The sequence below is a fragment of the Streptomyces sp. NPDC012474 genome (genome assembly GCF_042955185.1).
GTDB classification, from domain to species: Bacteria; Actinomycetota; Actinomycetes; order Streptomycetales; family Streptomycetaceae; genus Streptomyces; species Streptomyces cahuitamycinicus.
Genome location: NZ_JBIBEP010000001.1, coordinates 920,353 through 934,696 on the forward strand (window position 1 = coordinate 920,353; position 14,344 = coordinate 934,696).

14 protein-coding genes and 1 pseudogene are annotated in these 14,344 nt (G+C 72.2%); 8 read left to right on the plus strand and 7 right to left on the minus strand.

The window, feature by feature from the left end; genetic code table 11:
• Positions 1–69: 69 nt before the first annotated feature.
• Positions 70–981, minus strand: a complete 912-nt coding sequence (locus tag ACFY9S_RS04070; RefSeq protein ID WP_391122532.1) for a MerR family transcriptional regulator — start codon at positions 979–981, stop codon at positions 70–72.
• A 324-nt stretch (positions 982–1,305) separates the two neighbouring features.
• Between ACFY9S_RS04070 and ACFY9S_RS04075 the strand changes: the two genes are divergently transcribed.
• The 3 genes from ACFY9S_RS04075 to ACFY9S_RS04085 all read left to right on the plus strand — a co-directional run bounded on the left by ACFY9S_RS04075 (position 1,306) and on the right by ACFY9S_RS04085 (position 4,120).
• Complete coding sequence (locus tag ACFY9S_RS04075; protein WP_391122535.1) at positions 1,306–1,779, plus strand: peptidoglycan-binding protein; 474 nt, start codon at positions 1,306–1,308, stop codon at positions 1,777–1,779.
• Positions 1,780–1,873: 94 nt separating this feature from the next.
• Positions 1,874–2,929 (plus strand): helix-turn-helix domain-containing protein, encoded by a 1,056-nt coding sequence (locus ACFY9S_RS04080; protein WP_391122538.1) that lies wholly within the window; start codon positions 1,874–1,876, stop codon positions 2,927–2,929.
• A gap of 99 nt (positions 2,930–3,028) precedes the next feature.
• Entirely contained in the window at positions 3,029–4,120 is a 1,092-nt protein-coding gene (locus tag ACFY9S_RS04085; protein ID WP_391122541.1) for a peptidoglycan-binding protein, read from the plus strand.
• 64 nt (positions 4,121–4,184) lie between these two features.
• On the opposite strand, the gene ACFY9S_RS04090 is transcribed toward ACFY9S_RS04085, so the two are convergent.
• From ACFY9S_RS04090 to ACFY9S_RS04100, 3 genes are all read right to left on the minus strand, one after another.
• The gene (locus ACFY9S_RS04090) at positions 4,185–4,568 is read right to left on the minus strand and encodes a peptidase inhibitor family I36 protein (RefSeq protein ID WP_391122544.1); all 384 of its coding nucleotides are present in this window, start codon (positions 4,566–4,568) and stop codon (positions 4,185–4,187) included.
• Between the two features lie 88 nt (positions 4,569–4,656).
• Positions 4,657–5,100, minus strand: coding sequence for a MazG-like family protein (locus ACFY9S_RS04095; protein ID WP_391122547.1), 444 nt, complete (start codon positions 5,098–5,100; stop codon positions 4,657–4,659).
• A gap of 39 nt (positions 5,101–5,139) precedes the next feature.
• Positions 5,140–5,697 carry a DoxX family protein gene (locus ACFY9S_RS04100; RefSeq protein WP_102911437.1) on the minus strand — a complete coding sequence of 186 codons (558 nt, stop codon included), beginning with the start codon at positions 5,695–5,697 and terminating at the stop codon, positions 5,140–5,142.
• A gap of 158 nt (positions 5,698–5,855) precedes the next feature.
• Here ACFY9S_RS04100 and ACFY9S_RS04105 point away from each other — a divergent pair, with 158 nt between their 5' ends.
• Positions 5,856–6,182, plus strand: coding sequence for a nuclear transport factor 2 family protein (locus ACFY9S_RS04105; RefSeq protein ID WP_391122550.1), 327 nt, complete (start codon positions 5,856–5,858; stop codon positions 6,180–6,182).
• A 279-nt stretch (positions 6,183–6,461) separates the two neighbouring features.
• Here ACFY9S_RS04105 and ACFY9S_RS04110 read toward each other — a convergent pair.
• Positions 6,462–7,320: pseudogene (locus ACFY9S_RS04110) on the minus strand (SDR family oxidoreductase).
• A gap of 52 nt (positions 7,321–7,372) precedes the next feature.
• Entirely contained in the window at positions 7,373–8,395 is a 1,023-nt protein-coding gene (locus tag ACFY9S_RS04115) for a Gfo/Idh/MocA family oxidoreductase (RefSeq protein ID WP_391122553.1), read from the minus strand.
• A gap of 86 nt (positions 8,396–8,481) precedes the next feature.
• Here ACFY9S_RS04115 and ACFY9S_RS04120 point away from each other — a divergent pair, with 86 nt between their 5' ends.
• The 4 genes from ACFY9S_RS04120 to ACFY9S_RS04135 all read left to right on the plus strand — a co-directional run bounded on the left by ACFY9S_RS04120 (position 8,482) and on the right by ACFY9S_RS04135 (position 12,946).
• The gene (locus ACFY9S_RS04120) at positions 8,482–9,852 is read left to right on the plus strand and encodes a Bcr/CflA family efflux MFS transporter (protein WP_391122556.1); all 1,371 of its coding nucleotides are present in this window, start codon (positions 8,482–8,484) and stop codon (positions 9,850–9,852) included.
• Positions 9,795–10,973 carry a serine hydrolase gene (locus tag ACFY9S_RS04125; protein WP_102911432.1) on the plus strand — a complete coding sequence of 393 codons (1,179 nt, stop codon included), beginning with the start codon at positions 9,795–9,797 and terminating at the stop codon, positions 10,971–10,973. Before ACFY9S_RS04120 ends, ACFY9S_RS04125 begins: the two co-directional genes overlap by 58 nt.
• Before the next feature lie 559 nt (positions 10,974–11,532).
• Positions 11,533–12,516, plus strand: a complete 984-nt coding sequence (locus ACFY9S_RS04130) for a small ribosomal subunit Rsm22 family protein (RefSeq protein WP_391122559.1) — start codon at positions 11,533–11,535, stop codon at positions 12,514–12,516.
• A gap of 76 nt (positions 12,517–12,592) precedes the next feature.
• Complete coding sequence (locus ACFY9S_RS04135) at positions 12,593–12,946, plus strand: hypothetical protein (protein WP_391122562.1); 354 nt, start codon at positions 12,593–12,595, stop codon at positions 12,944–12,946.
• Here the strand turns inward: ACFY9S_RS04135 and ACFY9S_RS04140 are convergent.
• Positions 12,913–14,298, minus strand: a complete 1,386-nt coding sequence (locus tag ACFY9S_RS04140; RefSeq protein WP_391122565.1) for a S28 family serine protease — start codon at positions 14,296–14,298, stop codon at positions 12,913–12,915. The genes ACFY9S_RS04135 and ACFY9S_RS04140 overlap by 34 nt on opposite strands.
• Positions 14,299–14,344: the final 46 nt, after the last annotated feature.

A 14,344-nucleotide genomic window follows, 5' to 3' on the forward strand; every position in this document is an offset into this window, starting at 1 on the left:
GGTACCCGGCAGGCCGGGCTGTCGGCCGAGTCCGGAGTCACGTCGAGCCGCGCCCAGAAGCGGCCGGGGTCAGGTCTGTTCCCCGGCGCGCAGTGCCCGCGCCAGCCACTCCAGCTCCTCGGTCGCGTCGGGCGACGCATACTGTCCGCGCACACGGGCGACGAGCCTGCGGTAGCGCTCCGCCCCTGCCTCGATCCCGGCCTCCAGGCTGCGCAGCACAGCGGCCCGATCGGCGTCACCGAACAGATCGGACAGCACCTCGGCCGCTGCCGGCCCCTCGGGAGCGACCCCGCGTTTCCTGACCTCCGCGACGGTCTGCACGATGTGCCTGGCCCACCAGATGGACGCCCCGGGGGGACGGCGCTGCCCCGGCGCGGGCGTGTTGAGCCTCAGCCATGTGCGCAACAGGGCACGAAAGCCGGGGTCCCGCACCAGTTCGGCCAGTTCGATCCAGGCGTCGACCTGTTCCGGTGCGGGATCGTCGGGCAACTCGATGCTGAGGTTGCGCATGCGGTCGCGCAGGCGCGGGTCGACGTCGAGACCGCCGAACACCTCCTCCTTGAACTCGTCGATGATCTGCTTGCGTTCGGCGGCGGAAAGCCGCGCCAACCGGTTCATCAGTGCGGTCTCCTCAGCGGTCGAACCCCGCTTCGCGACGGTGGAAAGGACGGCCCGGCTCACCTTGAGTGAGCGGATCTGCGCGTCGAGCGCGGCCACATGCGCGTCGGCGACCTCGGCGACCGTGGTGCGGCCGCTCAGCACGAGGCACACGTCGTCGAGTCCGAGGCCGAGCTCCCGCAGGGTGCGGACCAGCTCGACGCGGGCCACGGACTCGGCGTCGTACAGCCGGTAGCCGCTCGCGGAGCGGGCCACAGGCGGCACCGCCCCCTCGTCCGACCAGAAGCGCAGGGTACGCACCGGAAGTCCGGTGCGGTGCGCGAGCCGGCCGATGGTGAGCACGTCGGGGTGTTCGTCGTCCATGAGCCAGATACTGGACCTTCCAGCCGCTGGAGACTCAAGCGCCTCAGTGCGAGATCCGGGGTTCTCGGAGTTCCACCCGTTCACCCCAGCCCCGAACGTCGACCCCTTGCGGGCCCCGTGCGGGATGTCGCCCTGCTCGCAGCCGTCCCGCCGGCCGTCCCATCGCGCGGAGAATGAGCAGTTCAGGCCGGGTGGGACATCCCTGCCTCCCGTGCCGTCCGCATCCGGTTGACGCCCCCTGCCCGCCCATGACGACCATCCACCCGTCGACTCGGCGCCCTCGGACGAGCGCCGGGTCCGCAGCCCACGCACACTCACCAGCCCATGGGGGACAACCACGTGAACAAGACCCGCGCACTGCGCTCCAAGTCGGCCGTCTCCGCCGCCGCCGTTCTGCTGTCCTGCGCCGGGATCGGCCTGGCCACCGCGACACCGGCCGCCGCCTATGCGGGCTACTGCAATGCCGAGGTGACCAAGAAGAGGGCGGCCGCTTCCGGCGGCTCCTACAAGGCGTACCTCCCCGCCCACGGCGGCAATATCGACTGCTACATGAACCAGGGTGCGGAGAGCAAAGCCGTCAAGGCGCTGCAGAAGAACCTGAACTGGTGCTACAAGCGCAACCTCGAAGTCGACGGAATCTTCGGCAAGGACACCAAGGAGGCGCTCGAGTTCGCGCAGAACGAGGAAAAGATCGGCAAGGACGGCAAGTACGGCGAGAAGTCGCGCACCAATCTCAAGTGGCGTTGGTACGAGAACCGCAACCTCTGGTACTGCGGCGAACTCCGGGACGGTGCCTGAGAAGGTGAGGTGCGGCTGAGCCTCCTTGCCCCGTCTCCGTCCCGATACCATCACTCCGTCGGCACGCAAACCGTGTCATCGGGGGAGGACCGGGATGGGGCACGGCGGGGGGACGGACTTCGCGGCGGCGCTGCGGGAGTTGAAGGAACGTACACCGTACAGTTTTGAGACGTTGGCAGCGCGGACCGGTATCAGCCGGTCCGCGCTGCACCGTTACTGCTCGGGCAAGTCGGTTCCGGCCGACTTCGCGACCGTGGAGCGGTTCGCCAAGCGGTGCGGGGCGGACCGGGAGGAACTGGTCGGGCTGCACCGGCTGTGGGTCCGGGCGACCGAACCGGATGCCCCGGGGAGGGATCCGGGGCCGGACGAACGGGATGCCTCGGCACGGGCACCGGAGCCGGACGAACCGGATTCTTCGGGACGGGCACCGAAACCGGTCGAGCCGCAGGTGCCTCGGCCGCCGGCGCGGCCGACCGTGGCCGCAAGGCCCGTCCGGAGGTCCAGGAACCTGGTCGGCGTCGCGGTCGCCGTCGTCCTCGGCGCGGGGGTGCTGGGTGTCGTACGGGGCACCGCGGGGGCGTCCGACGACGGGCGACTGCTGCTCTCGGAGGCCTGCAAGGGGCCGGTCGGCATGGGGGAGAGGGGCGAATGCGTCCGGGAGGTCCAGCGCCTGCTGGTGGGGGCCGGCGGGGACCTCGACGTCACCGGGCGTTTCATCGGGGACACGCGCAGCCTGGTCGTGGCCTTCCAGACGTTCGCCGGGCTGCACGACAACGGCGTCGTCGACACGGAGACCAAGCAGGCGCTGTACGACGGGGACGTGGACGTGTCCCTGAAGACCTGGAGCAAGGAGCGCGTGGCGGACCGCATCCGCGAGGTCTTCGACCGGGACGCCGGGCAGGCGGTGCGCACGGCCGAGTGCCAGTCGCTGCTGGAGCCGCTCGCCACGACGTCCCAGGCCGATTCCACCCGTACCTGGGGCGTCTTCCAGCTCTCCGAGTCCCAACTGCGGGAACTGGACGGAACACCCGTGGACGCGCTGGACCCGGAGTGGAACATCCGGGCCGCCCACCGGCTGTGGTCACGGCACCAGGACTTCCGTGCGTGGCCGCACTGCAACGTCACGGTGGAACCAGTGGATCAGCTGTGAACTCGTCTGCGTGAGGCCGTGGTTGATGCCGAAACGCCCGCTTCTCCGTAGCATGGACACCGCGTGTAGCGGGGGATCATGCTGCGGAGGTCCGGAGAGATGCAGGGCGATCGGGCCGAGGCCCGTGTCAGGGAGTTCGCCGAGGCGCTTCTCGCGCTGAAGGAACGTACGCCGCACAGTTACGAGACGCTCGCCGCCCGGCTGGACATCAGCCGGTCCGCGCTGCACCGGTACTGCTCGGGCAGGGCCGTACCCGCCGACTTCGATGTGGTCAGGCGGCTGGCCCGGCAGGCCAAGGCCGACCGGGACGAGGTGACGGAGCTGCACCGGCTGTGGGTGCTGGCGAGCGAGCCGCGTACGCCTTCTCCGGTGCCGGAACCCGCTGCCGCCGGGGCCCCGGTGCCGGTGCCTGTCGAAGACGGGCCGGTCGGCGGCGAAGCCGAGGTCCTGAGCCTCGCCGCAACTCCCGCCGAGGAGGGCGGAGAGGCCGTGGGGGCCGTGGGCTCCCGGACGCGCCGGTGGCCGTGGGCCGTCGCCGCCCTGCTCGGTGCCGCCGCACTCGCTGCCGTCCTGCTGTGGCAGCTCGGCGGTGACGAACCGTCCGGGACAGTGGCCGACAACCGTCCTCTGTTCACCGGTGAATGCCAGGAGCCGGTACGCGACGGCCAGAGCGACAAGTGCGTCCGGGAAGTCCAGCTGCTGCTGTCCAGAACCGGAGTGACCATTGGGATCGACGGCATCTTCGGTCCCGAGACCCTGCGCCGGGTCGAGGCGTTCCAGCTGCGGGTCGGACTGAACGTGGACGGCATCGTCGACGACGACACCAAGCGGGCGCTGTACGACGCGGACGTGTCCCTGAAGACCTGGAGCAAGAAGCAGGTGGCCGACCGTATCCACGAGGTCTTCGGGGAGCAGGCGGACACGGCCGTGCGGATCGCCCGCTGCCAGTCGTTCCTCGACCCGCTCTACATCACACCCAACACCAACGGCACCCGGAACTGGGGCGTCTTCCAGATCTCCGACGCCCGGCTGCGCGATCTGCGGGGCACGCCGGAGAAGGCCATGGACCCGGACTGGAACATCCGGGCGGCGCACCGGCTGTGGGCTCAGGACGAGGACTTCTCCGACTGGCCCCACTGCGCCGCCGCCGCCGAGGACCCCCCGCCGGGCGAGGGCGGCGACGCCCCCTGACCGGCTCGGGTCAGCGCGTCACCGCCCCTCGGCCGGCCAGGTGCGTCGGCGAATCGGGCGCCGGTCAGCGGCAGTTGACCCACTTGTTGGAGAGGACCTTGAGCGTCACTTCGTCGGAGCTGCCCTTCTGGCCGCGCTTGAGCGTGCCGAGGGAGTTGGTGTAGTTCTTGCCGCCGTACACCTGCACATCGCAGCTGTTGCCGTTGTTGAAGGCGGAGCGGAAGCCGTTGGCGAAGACGGTGTGCATGGACAGGTCCGCGTTGTCGTACTGGACCTTCTGCATGCGGCCGCTGTAGTTCTCGCCGGACCAGACGCAGAACCAGCCCTTCGGGCAGTCGCCCGACGCGGCGGCCGCGGTGCCGCTCGTCGCGCCGATGCCCAGACCGGCCAGCAGCACGGCGCCCGAGGCGATCCCCGCCTTGGCGCGTACCCCCTTGAACACGCTCATGTGTTTCCCCCTTCGTCGGATCGGAACTCAGCGCCTCCGTCTTCCGCGCCGAGCCACGAAGAGGTCTCTCACGCCACTGAGTGACCGATCAACCGCCGAGGGCCCCTGTGGGAGGCTGGGATGTCTCACCCCCGTCGGCCTGCCGGTTCTCGGGGAGACGGGATGCCGCCAGGGAGGGAGAAGCCGCCCCCGACGACCGCTGCGCGACCCGCTGCAGATGCCCCCCGAACACCCCCCGAGCCTCCGGCGTAAGCGTCCGCAACGCCATCAACGCCGTGATGGCGACATCACACAACTCCGCCTCCACGTCCTCCCACGTATGTGTGACTCCCTTGCGCGGGTTCTGGCCCGTCGCCCCGATCACCGCCGCCGAGACCTCGCCGACCTCCTCAGACAGTTTCAGGATGCGCAGGAGGAGGCCCTCGCGGCCCTCGACGGGACGGTTGGTGTCGAGCCACTCGTGCAAGGCGTCGATGGTGGACCAGAGTTCAGGGGCGGGGGATTGTTCGTTCATGGGGGCGCAGCCTGCCATGCGGGACTGACAACGCCCCGGGTTCCGGCCCCCGGCCCCCTACTCCATGTACTCCTCCTCGAACAACGCCTCCTGCTCCCCCTCCTTCGCCTTCCGCAGGCGCCTCGCCCGGGCTCCCACCACCACCGCCGTGCCCGCCGCCGTCGCCGCGAAGGCCGCCGGGATCATCCAGCCGCGGTTCACCGCGTGGCCGAGCAGGTGGTCGAGGGAGAGGCGGCCCGGGCCGGTGACGGCCAGGCCCGCGGCCGTCAGGCCCAGGGTCGCCGCGTACTCGTAGCCGCCGCCCTGGTTGAAGAAGCCGTTCGGGGCGTGCACCGCCGCGGCGCCCGCCATCGCGCCGGCCGCCGCCGCGCCCGCGGCCGGGGTGGCCAGGCCCAGGGCCAGCAGCGTGCCGCCGCCGGTCTCCGCGAGGCCCGCCGCCGTCGCGCTCGCCTTGCCGGGGACATAGCCGACGGACTCCATGAACTGGCCGGTCCCCTCGATGCCGTGCCCGCCGAACCAGCCGAACAGCTTCTGCGCGCCGTGGGCGGCCAGCGCACCGCCCGTCCCCAGCCGGAGCAGCAGCAGGCCCAGATCACGTCGGTCGTTACGCCTCACGTCGACTCCCGGAGCAGACAGCAGGAACAGAGGGGCTCTCCTCTTGGCGTCTCCACCGTCGCACCCCTCACACCCCGCGACACCCGGCGGACCCGTCCGGGACGCCGTTCGGGTGGCACGGGTGGCGTGCGAAGGCGGCCGGTACGAGGCTGGCTCGCATGACGATTCAGACCACGCGCCTCAGCGATCCGGCCGTCCGGGCCTTCGTGGCCGCTGTGAACAACCACGACCGCGAGAGCTTCATGGCGCTCCTCGCGCCGGGCGCGACCATGACGGACGACGGCTCCGACCGGGACCTCGCCGACTGGGTCGACCGGGAGATCTTCGCCTCGCACGGTCACATGGAGGTCGACAACGAGTCCAACGGCGGCCGTTCCCTCCTGGCCCGCTACAGCAACGACACCTGGGGCGAGATGCGCACCCGGTGGAGCTTCACCGTGGACGAGGACGGCAGGATCAGTCGCTTCGAGACCGGCCAGGCCTGACCCCCGCAGGGTCTGGACCGTCCTCTCCTGCAGCTGTGCGGCAGCCGTTCCACACGCACCGGTGCGTACTCCGCGGTCCCTCGCGGAATCCACCCCCACCCGGTGCGGTGGAACGACTGCCGCCACCCCCCTTGAATGTGGCCGATGGGGAAGCGATCTGCTCCAACTGTGAAGCTTTGGTGTAGGAGAGTTGAGCATAAGTCCCCTACCGGCCGCAATGGGGCGGACGTTGCTATTCCGTTTGTGCAGGTTGACGAGTTGACGAACTCGGTCGCGCGCTCAGCCGCGTCCGACGTACGGCATCGCCGTCGCCAGTACGGTCGCGAACTGCACGTTCGCCTCCAGCGGCAGCTCCGCCATGTGCCGCACCGTGCGGGCCACGTCCGCGACGTCCATCACCGGTTCCGGGGCGACTTCCCCGTTCGCCTGCAGGGCTCCTGTCTGCATACGGGACGTCATGTCCGTGGCCGCGTTGCCGATGTCGATCTGGCCGACGGCGATCCCGTACGGCCGCCCGTCCAGGGAGAGGGACTTCGTCAGGCCGGTCAGCGCGTGCTTGGTCGCCGTGTAGGCCACCGACAGCGGGCGGGGCGTGTGCGCGGAGATCGAGCCGTTGTTGATGATCCGGCCGCCGTGGGGGCACCTCCCTGCTCGAACGTAGTTGAGAGCTTGGGGGAGGGTCCTGCTCCTTCATCTGCCGGTACGCCGCCTGCGCGCACAGGAACGCCCCGTTGAGGTTGGTGTCCACCACATGCCGCCAGGCCTCGTAGGGCAGCTCCTCGACCGGGACGCCACCGGGGCCGAACGTACCCGCGTTGTTGAACAGCAGGTCGACCCGGCCGAAGCGCTCGACGGTCGCGGCGAAGAGGGCGTTCACGTCCTCGGGGCGTGAGACGTCCGTCCGTACCGCCAGAGACGCGGCCCTCCATGCCGGAGGCACGCCCCCGGCCTCCGGAGTCACGCCTTCGGAGGCCGGAGTGGCCGCACGCGCCAGGGCCGCCGTCTCCTCCAGCGTCTCGGCGCGCCGGCCCGCCAGCGCCACCGACCAGCCCGTACGCAACAGTTCCACGGCGACCGCCCGGCCGATGCCGGAGCCCGCCCCGGTCACCACCGCGATCGCTTTTCCCTTGGCATTCATGGCCCCGCAGCGTACGGGAGCACCCCCGCGGCCACGCCCGGATACGACGGCGTCAGACGGGGGTGAGCTCCGGCTCGCCCGTCTCGTCGGGGTAGCGGACGCCGACGCGGTCGCGGATCGCGTCGAGCGTCCGCATCACGGCGAGTGTGCCGTCCAGTGGCACCAGCGGGGACTCCGTCTCGCCGGCGCGTACGGCCCGCATCACCTCGGCCGCCTCGTGCCGCATGCTGTTGCGGGGCCCGTCCGCCGGGTCGGCCGTGAACTCCTCCGCGTCACGGCCGTCCCGGTGCAGGACGAAACGGTCCGGGAAGAAGAACCCGTGCGGGATGTCGATCCGGCCCCCGGACCCGGTCACCGAGGCGGAGGTCGCCGTACCGCCCACGATGGAGCAGTGCACCGAGCCGAGGGCGCCGCTGTCGAAGGAGAGCACCGCCGCCGTCTGGAGGTCGACGCCCTCCTCGGAGAGCACCGCCCGCGCCGCGACGTCCGACGGCTCCCCGAGCAGCAGCTGCGCGAACGACACCGGATACACGCCCAGATCGAGCAGCGCGCCGCCGCCCAGCTCCGGGTTGCGCAGCCGGTGCGAGGGCGGGAACGGGCCCGCCAGCCCGAAGTCGGCCTGGACGCTGCGCACCTCGCCGATCGCCCCGTCGTCGACGAGCGCCTTGAGCCGCCGTACCAGCGGGTTGCAGTACATCCACATCGCCTCCATCAGGAAGCGGCCGTGCTCCCGCGCCAGCGCGACGAGTTCCTCCGCCTCGCGCACGTTCAGCGTGAAGGGCTTCTCGCACAGCACGTGCCGCCCGGCCGCCAGACACAGCCCGGCGGCGGTCCGGTGCGCCGTGTGCGGGGTGGCGACGTAGACGACATCGATGTCCTCGTCCTGCGCGAGCGCGTTCCAGTCGCCGTAGGCCCGGGGGATCCCGAACCGCTCCGCGAACGTCTTCGCCGACGCCTCCGACCGCGACGCCACCGCCACGACCTCCGCGTCCGGCAGGTCGATCAGATCCGCGGTGAACGCGCCCGCTATTCCGCCGGTCGCCAGGATCCCCCACCGCACCGTGTCCGCCGTCATTGCCGCCCCGCCTTCACCTCGTGACCCTGAGCACTGCGTACGAGCTGAGAGCATAGGTGGCGATCGACATGCAGAGGGAGGGACTCATGCCCGAGGGTGGGGCGTCCATATCGAAGACCGCGCACGAGGTATCGGACACGGCGCACGGGGCATCGGACCCCGCGCGGGAGGCATCGGACCCCGCGCGGGAGGCCGCAGCCGGGACGGAGCGGCCCGACCGCACACCGCACCGCCGCACCGGGCTCCTGGTCACCTTCCTCCTCGGAAGCCTGACCGCCGTGCCGCCGCTGGCGATGGACATGTACCTCCCGGCTCTGCCGGAGGTCACCCGCGCCCTGCACGCCCCGGCCGCGACCGTCCAGCTCACCCTCACCACCTGCCTGGCCGGCATGGCGCTCGGCCAGCTCGTGGTCGGACCGATGAGCGACCGCTGGGGACGCCGTCGCCCCCTCCTCGCCGGGCTCGCCGTCTTCGTCGTCGCCACCGTCCTGTGCGCGCTCGCCCCCACCGTCGAGCTGCTGGTGGCCTTCCGGCTGGCCCAGGGCCTCGCGGGCGCAGCCGCCATCGTGATCGCCCGGGCCGTCGTCCGCGACCTCTACGACGGCATGGCCATGGCCCGCTTCTTCTCCACCCTCATGCTGATCTCCGGCGTCGCCCCGGTCGTGGCGCCGCTGATCGGCGGGCAGGTCCTGCGCGTCACGGACTGGCGGGGCGTGTTCGCCGTCCTCACGGTCATCGGCGTGCTGATCGGGGTCCTGGTCTGGGCGCGGCTGCCCGAGACCCTGGCGCCCGCCGAGCGGCACAGCGGCGGCGTCGGCGAGGCCCTGCGCTCGATGCGCGGCCTGCTCGCCGACCGCTCCTTCGCCGGCTACACCCTCGCCGGCGGCTTCGCCTTCGCCTCCCTCTTCGCCTACATCTCGGCCTCCCCGTTCGTCATCCAGGAGATCTACGGCGCCTCCCCGCAGACGTTCAGCCTGCTGTTCGGCGTCAACTCCGTCGGGCTGGTCCTCGTCGGCCAGATCAACGGCAAGATCCTGGTCGGCCGGGTCAGCCTGGACCGGGTGCTGGGCATCGGCCTCGCGATCGTCATCACCGCCGCGACCGCGCTGCTGCTGATGTCCCTGGGCGTCTTCGGCGAGGTCGGTCTCGTGCCGGTCGCCGCCGCGCTGTTCGTGCTGATGTCCGCGATGGGCATCACCCTGCCCAACACTCAGGCGCTCGCCCTGATGCGCACCAAGCAGGCCGCCGGGTCGGCGTCCGCCCTGCTCGGCACGTCCTCCTTCCTCATCGGCGCGATCGCCTCGCCCCTCGTCGGCATCGCCGGGGAGGACACCGCCCTCCCGATGGCCGTCGTCCAACTGGCCGCCGCACTGGTGGCACTTGCCTGCTTCATGGGAATGTGCCGACCCTGGAAGAAGGAGAGCAGCCGCCCGAGCGTGGAGGGAGCAGTCAGCTGAGCGCACCCAGACTGCGCGACGGCACGCCGGAACGGGCCGGACTCGACCCAGCGGAGCTGCGTCACCTCGTCCGGGAGGTCCACGTCCTGACCACCGGGCAGCGCCCCTGGGCGCCCGGAGCGGTCCTGGTCGTCGGGCGCGGCCCGGTGATCGCGGTGGAGGAGGCCGCGGGCTGGGCCGTGCGCTACGCGGCCTACGACCCCGAGGCCGACGCCGGGGTGGAACTGGCCCCCGAGGACCGGGTCCCGATGACCGTGGCCACACCCTTCGACCTGGCGTCGCTGACCAAACTGTTCACGTCGGTGGCCGCCGTGCAGCAGATCGAGCGCGGCACGCTCGGCATCGACGCGAGGGTCGGGGCCTACCTGCCCGACTTCACGGCGGCCGCCCGGCACGGGATCACCGTGCGGCAGCTGCTCACCCACACCTCCGGGCTGCGGCCCGAACTCCCGCTGTACGACTGTGCCGACGACGCGCAGCGGCTGGCCGCGCTCCAGGCGGAGGAGCCGGTCGGGGCGCCGGGCACGTACGGCTACTCCGACCTGAACATGCTCCTCCTCCAGTACGTCCTGGAGCGCGTCACGGGCCGCACCCTCGACGTCCTCGTCCACGACGGCATCACCCGGCCGCTGGGCATGACGGCGACGGACTTCGGGCCCTGCCCCGGCGCCGCGGCGACGGAGGACCAGCGGCGGCCGTGGGCCAAGGCGGACCGGGGGATGCTGCGGGGCGAGGTCCACGACGAGAACGCCTGGGCCCTCGGGGGCGTGGCCGGCCACGCGGGTCTGTTCTCCACCGGCCGGGACCTCGCGGTGTTCTGCCGCACCCTCCTCGCCGGCGGCTCCTACGGCCCCGCCCGCATCCTCGGCCCCGACTTCGTCGAGCTCCTCTTCACTCCGCCGGGCCTCGGCTTCTCCCTCGACCAGCCCTGGTTCATGGGCGACCTGGCGGGCCGCGGCGCGGCGGGCCACACGGGCTTCACGGGCACGTCCCTCGTCCTCGACCCGGCCACGGACACGTTCCTGATCCTCCTCACCAACGCGGTCCACCCACGCCGCCGCCACCCCGACAGCGCGCCGAGAGCGGCAGCGGCGTCACGGGTGGCCCGGGCGGTGCGGTGATCCCTCCGGGGGCGCCGGCGAGGGAATCGGCCGGTGGCGTCCGGGCGAGGATGACGTCTGAACCGGACCGCCTCGACGGCCCCACGGGTGGACGGCCGCGCCCTCTCGCGGCGGCCGACATGGACGGCCAATCCTGGGCCGGGGGTGGGTCTGCGCGGTCGGCCTTTTTCCGGGGAGGCCGGGTGGAGGCTTCCTCCGGCGGGCGGGCCCGGCAGTCTCTACGGGCTGTGGCGCGGGTGCTCGCGTCCTCTCGCGGCGGCCGCATGGGCGGGCCGTCCCGGGCCGGGGGCGGGGCAGCGCGGTCGGCTTGTGGCCGGGGAGGTTGGGTGGAGGGTTCCCCGGGCGGGTGCGGCGGGGGCCCGGCGGTCTCTTCGGGCTCCGGCGCGGGCGTTCGCGTCCTTTCGCGGTGGTCGGTGTGGACGGCCCGGGGAGTTCGGCCGGTCCTGGGCCGGGGGTGGGTCAGCGCGGTCGGCTTGTGGCCCGGGAGGCCGGGCGGGGGTCTCACCCGGTCTCCCCGGCGCCGCGGCCCGCGCCCCGGCCGGCCTCGTAGAATCGTCGGGTGAACGCCCCCGCACCCCCGGCCGAAAATCTCCGCGCCGCGCTCGCCGGTCTGCTCGACGGGCTGCCGCCCCGGCAGGCCTCGCAGGCGGTCGAGCGGCTGATCGCCAGCTATCGGGGGGCCACCCCGACCGACGCTCCCATCCTCCGGGACCGGGCCGACGTCGTCGCCTACGCCGCCTACCGGATGCCCGCGACCTTCGAGGCGGTGCGCTCCGCGCTGGAGGCGTTCGCCGACGCGGCGCCCGAGTGGATGCCGGGCGGGCACACCGACCTCGGCGGAGGCACGGGCGCCGCGGCCTGGGCCGTGAACGCGGTCTGGGGCGGGGAGCGGCCCGTCACCGTGCTCGACTGGGCCGAGCCCGCGCTCGCCCTGGGGCGGGAGATCGCCGCGGCCGGCCCTGAGCTTCGCGACGTACGCTGGCAGCGCTCCCGGATCGGAGCGGCACTCACCCTCGACAGCACGGACCTCGTCACCGTGTCCTACGTCCTCAACGAGCTGACAGCCGCCGACCGCACCGCCCTCGTCGACGCCGCCGCGGCCGCCGCGCAGGCCGTGGTGATCGTCGAGCCCGGCACCCCCGACGGCTACGCCCGCCTCATCGAGGCCCGCGACCGGCTGATCACGGCCGGTTTCCGCATCGCCGCCCCCTGCCCGCACAGCGCCGCCTGCCCCATCGCCCCCGGCACGGACTGGTGCCACTTCTCAGCCCGGGTCAGCCGCTCCTCCCTGCACCGTCAGGTCAAGGGCGGCTCCCTCGCCTACGAGGACGAGAAGTTCGCCTACGTCGCCGCCGCCCGCTTCCCCGTCGAACCGGCTGCCAACCGGGTCGTCCGGCGCCCCCAGATCCGCAAGGGCCAGGTCCTCCTCGACCTGTGCGAGAGCGAACCGTCCCTGCGCCGCGTCACCGTCACCAAACGCCACGGCGACCTGTACAAGGCCGCGCGGGACGCCGACTGGGGAGACGCCTGGCCGCCCTCCTGAGCTTCTGTCAGGTACGCGTAAGATCAACTCGCGCCCTCGGGCGTGAGCAACGCGTACCACCGAAACGGGAGGAACCTTGAAGAAACTGCTGATCGCCCCGCTGGCGGCGGCGGCCCTGGCCGTGACCGGGCTCGTGCCGAGCGCCTCCGGCACGGCGACCGTCAAGGGCGACGACATGGCCACCGTCGCCGCGACGGCGAAGTGCAAGAGCCTCACGGCCCTGTCGACCGTTCACGTCCGCAAGTCGGCCAGCACCCGGTCCACCAGCCTGCGCCTCTGGTACAAGGGCACCAAGGGCTGCGACATCAAGGGCGTCGACGGCGGCTCGTACAAGAACACCTGCGGGATCGACAGCTACCACTACTGGCGCAAGGTCAACTACCGCGGCACCGTGGGCTACGTGCCCAACGTGTGCGTGAAGTACTCCTGACCCGCGTACTCCTGACCCGCCCAGCGGACCAGTGTGTCCTCCGCCGCCGTCCGGTCGGCGGGGGACAGGTCCGCGAAGTCGGCCCCGTGATTCCCGCCCGGCACCCACAGCACCCGTGAGTCCGGGCCCCCGGGGCGGAAGTGCTCGGCCACCGCCGGGTCCTGGGTGCCGTAGACGAACAGCAGCCCGCTGCCGCGCCGCCGGACCCAGCGGTCGATGTCGGGCATGGCGGCCCGGTCGAAGCGCAGGGGGACGTCCCGGGGGACGAAACTGCGCGGCTCGGCGGCGCCCGGGTGGCGGAGCAGATCCGCCAAGTGGGCGGTGGGGAAGCTGCCGTACCCCAGCTGGGTGCCGATCTGGTACCAGTACGGGATGTAGTTCCGGGCGGTCGTGTCGGCGTACAGCGCCAGGCCCGCGGTGTCGTCCAGCCAGGTGTACAGCTCGCCGTCCGTCGCCCCGGGGCCGGGGATCGCCGCGACGTCGGCCGGTGTGCCGCGCTGCCAGAACATGAACGGCACGCGCAGGACGGCGATTTCGAGCGCCTTGTCGGCGCTGCCGACGAGCCGGAAGGTGTCGCCGGTGGCGGCCGCCCAGGCCTCGTAGCGGGCGGCCATCTCGGTCCGGCGCAGCAGGATCGCCCGCTGGGCCGCCTTCAGGGCCTGTCGGGCGGCGGGGGCGCCGACCGTCTCCAGGAAGCGGAGGTACGCGGAGTCGTCGCGGTCGTCGACGTTGTTCGGGGCCGAGTAGACCACCGTGCCCTTCACGTCGTGGGGATGGAAGCGGCGGTGGTAGAGGCTCGCCATGCCGCCCTTGCTGCCGCCGGTGGAGATCCACGCGCCGGGGTAGAGACGGCGGAAGAGCCGGACGACGCGGTGGTGGTCGTCGGCCGCCTGGCGGATGGTGAGGTGGGCGTAGCCGGGGTCCGCGGGGCGTGAGGGGCCGAAGTAGCGGTGCTCGACCTGGAGTTGGTTGGCGCCGAGCAGAACGGCCGGTTCGGTCCGTCGTGGGGTGAGGACCGCGTGGTAGCCCGTGCTGAACAGCACGGTGGGGCGGTCGGCGGCGGTGTGGAGCAGGGTGAGGCGCTGCTCGAAGGTGCCTGCGGCGGGGTTCGTGTGGTCGACCGGCTGGCGCAGGCCCAGGACGAAGTGCCGGTACCCGGGCTCGGCGTCCTGCCGCTCCTCGATCAGACGCAGTCCGGGCAGGGCCCGTAAGGCGTCGGCCATGTCGGCGTCCCGGGAGCGGGCCGTCGCTGCCGCCGCCCGCGCGGACGGGGCCGCCGCGGTGGCGAGGCCCGCCGCGGGGAGGGCCCTGGCGGCCGAGGTGAGCAGCCGTCGTCTGGTCCATGCGGTCATGAGCCGGGTCCTCCCAGGGTGTCCGTGCGGCGGGTGTGCGCCGATC

What these genes read in the sequence shown, in the direction of transcription:
- ACFY9S_RS04075 (WP_391122535.1), top strand. Translation starts at nt 1,306, where the DNA reads ATGGGGGACAACCACGTGAACAAGACCCGCGCACTGCGCTCCAAGTCG.
- ACFY9S_RS04085 (WP_391122541.1), top strand. Translation starts at nt 3,029, where the DNA reads ATGCAGGGCGATCGGGCCGAGGCCCGTGTCAGGGAGTTCGCCGAGGCG.
- ACFY9S_RS04070 (WP_391122532.1), bottom strand. Translation starts at nt 981, where the DNA reads ATGGACGACGAACACCCCGACGTGCTCACCATCGGCCGGCTCGCGCAC.
- ACFY9S_RS04095 (WP_391122547.1), bottom strand. Translation starts at nt 5,100, where the DNA reads ATGGCAGGCTGCGCCCCCATGAACGAACAATCCCCCGCCCCTGAACTC.
- ACFY9S_RS04140 (WP_391122565.1), bottom strand. Translation starts at nt 14,298, where the DNA reads ATGACCGCATGGACCAGACGACGGCTGCTCACCTCGGCCGCCAGGGCC.
- ACFY9S_RS04105 (WP_391122550.1), top strand. Translation starts at nt 5,856, where the DNA reads ATGACGATTCAGACCACGCGCCTCAGCGATCCGGCCGTCCGGGCCTTC.
- ACFY9S_RS04080 (WP_391122538.1), top strand. Translation starts at nt 1,874, where the DNA reads ATGGGGCACGGCGGGGGGACGGACTTCGCGGCGGCGCTGCGGGAGTTG.
- ACFY9S_RS04120 (WP_391122556.1), top strand. Translation starts at nt 8,482, where the DNA reads ATGCCCGAGGGTGGGGCGTCCATATCGAAGACCGCGCACGAGGTATCG.
- ACFY9S_RS04090 (WP_391122544.1), bottom strand. Translation starts at nt 4,568, where the DNA reads ATGAGCGTGTTCAAGGGGGTACGCGCCAAGGCGGGGATCGCCTCGGGC.
- ACFY9S_RS04115 (WP_391122553.1), bottom strand. Translation starts at nt 8,395, where the DNA reads ATGACGGCGGACACGGTGCGGTGGGGGATCCTGGCGACCGGCGGAATA.